General features: G+C 59.5%; 3 protein-coding genes. 2 read left to right on the top strand and 1 reads right to left on the bottom strand.

The features are described from left to right. Positions 1 to 94: 94 nt before the first annotated feature. Both cysM and IV091_RS02650 read left to right on the top strand, forming a co-directional pair. Positions 95 to 997, top strand: coding sequence for a cysteine synthase CysM (gene cysM / locus IV091_RS02655; protein WP_293464741.1), 903 nt, complete (start codon positions 95 to 97; stop codon positions 995 to 997). A gap of 49 nt (positions 998 to 1,046) precedes the next feature. Further along, positions 1,047 to 1,274: a sulfurtransferase TusA family protein gene (locus IV091_RS02650; RefSeq protein ID WP_293464738.1), complete on the top strand. Its 228-nt coding sequence runs from the start codon at positions 1,047 to 1,049 to the stop codon at positions 1,272 to 1,274. A 12-nt stretch (positions 1,275 to 1,286) separates the two neighbouring features. Here the strand turns inward: IV091_RS02650 and IV091_RS02645 are convergent. Continuing rightward, positions 1,287 to 2,105: UTP--glucose-1-phosphate uridylyltransferase (locus IV091_RS02645; RefSeq protein ID WP_293464735.1), on the bottom strand; the 819-nt coding region annotated here is incomplete at its 5' end.

Genomic DNA, 2,105 nt, shown 5'->3' with positions numbered 1-2,105 from the left:
CCTTTCGGCGGGGGATTTTGAGTCCCCTGCGTCTACCAATTTCACCACCCGGGCGCAATTTAGTGGAGCCACAAATTATGGCACAGTGTGGGCTATGAATTATCAAACCATTGAAGATGCGATCGGCAAAACGCCGCTGGTCGCCCTGCAACGCATCGCCAGCGCCGAAAATGCCGCACGCGGCAACATGGTCCTGGGCAAACTCGAAGGCAACAACCCTGCCGGTTCCGTGAAAGACCGGCCCGCGCTGGCCATGATCAAACGTGCCGAGGAGCGTGGAGAGATCAAGCCGGGCGATACGCTGATCGAGGCCACGTCGGGCAACACCGGCATTGCGCTGGCCATGGCGGCCGCCATCAAGGGCTACCGCATGGTGCTGATCATGCCGGAGGACCTGAGCATTGAGCGCGCCCAGACCATGAAGGCTTTTGGCGCCGAACTGATCCTGACGCCCAAAAGCGGCGGCATGGAATATTCGCGCGACCTGGCCGACCAGATGCAAAAAGACGGCAAAGGCCGGGTGCTTGACCAGTTCGCCAATTCTGATAACCCGCGTATTCATTACGAGACCACCGGGCCTGAAATATGGACGGACACCGCGGGCAAGGTGACGCACTTCGTCAGCGCCATGGGGACCACAGGCACGATTACCGGCGTTTCGCGCTACCTCAAAGAGAAAAATCCGGCCATCCAGGTCATCGGCGCACAACCCAGTGAAGGCTCGCGCATTCCGGGCATACGCAAATGGCCTGAGGCCTACATGCCCAAAATATATGACGCCCGTCACGTCGACCAGCTGGTGCAGGTCAGCCAGAGCGATGCCGAAGACATGTGCCGGCGCATGGCGCGTGAGGAAGGCATTTTTGCAGGAATTTCGGCTGCCGGGGCCTGCTGGGTGGCGCAGGAAATTGCCAAAACGGTGAACGATGCCGTGATCGTTTTCATCGTCTGCGACCGGGGCGACCGCTACCTGTCCACTGGCGTCTTTCCAGCCTGATGGGCAGCGTCTGCTTATTGCCTAAAATCACAATAAATTAAGGATTCTCATGGAAATCGACAAAGAACTCGACACCCGCGGCCTGAACTGCCCCTTGCCTATTTTGAAGGCCAAGAAGGCGCTGGCTGAAATGGCCAGCGGCCAGTTGCTTCGCGTGGTGTCTACTGACTCCGGCTCAAACCGCGATTTTCAGGCGTTTGCCAAGCAGACCGGCAACGAGCTGGTGGAGCAGCAAGTGGCCGGCAGCGACTTCATTCACATCCTCAAGCGGCGTTAAGCCTGCAGGGCCTCAGTCAAGCTTTAGCCCGCGCAGGTAGTTGCGAAAGTGTTCGCGCACCTCCGGGTGCTGCAGCGCCAGTTCCACGGTGGCTTCCAGAAAGCCTTCCTTGCTGCCGCAGTCGTAGCGCTTGCCTTCGTACTGCAGGGCAAACACAGATTGCTCGCCAAGCAGGCTTGAAATGCCGTCGGTCAGTTGAATCTCACCGCCCACGCCAGAGGACTGGCGGCGGATATGCTCAAAAATCGCCGGGGTAAAAATGTAGCGACCCGCCACGCCCATGCGCGAAGGCGCCACGTCCGGCGCTGGTTTTTCGACAATTTTCCTGATTTTCATCACGCCTGGCGCGTCTGCGTCGGCCGCTTCCACGGCGACGATGCCATAGCGGCGGGTGTGCGCTTGCGGCACTTCCTGCACGGCCAGGATTGATTGCTGCAGCTTTTCAAACTGCGCCGCCATTTGCGACAGCACGGAGGGGCCGCCGGCCGGCCCGACCATCAAGTCGTCGGCCAGCACCACCGCAAAAGGTTCGTTGCCGACCAGGTGTTCAGCGCAAAGCACCGCATGGCCCAGGCCCAGCGAGCGCGGCTGGCGGACAAAGGTGAAGTTTGCATCGTCGTGCTGGGCTGAACGAATCAGTGACAGCAGCGCATGTTTTTCGGCCAGTTCCAGCTCGTTTTCCAGTTCGTAGGAGGTATCGAAATGGTCTTCGATGGCGCGCTTGTTGCGGCCGGTGACAAAGATCATGTGCCGTATGCCGGCCGAATAGGCCTCTTCCACCGCGTACTGGATCAGCGGCTTGTCCACGATGGGCAGCATTTCCTTGGGCTG

It is taken from the genome of Polaromonas sp. (genome assembly GCF_018780625.1).
Classification (GTDB): Bacteria; Pseudomonadota; Gammaproteobacteria; order Burkholderiales; family Burkholderiaceae_C; genus Polaromonas.
Note: the sequence above shows the minus strand (reverse complement) of the source record. Positions and strands in the feature narration are given on the sequence as shown.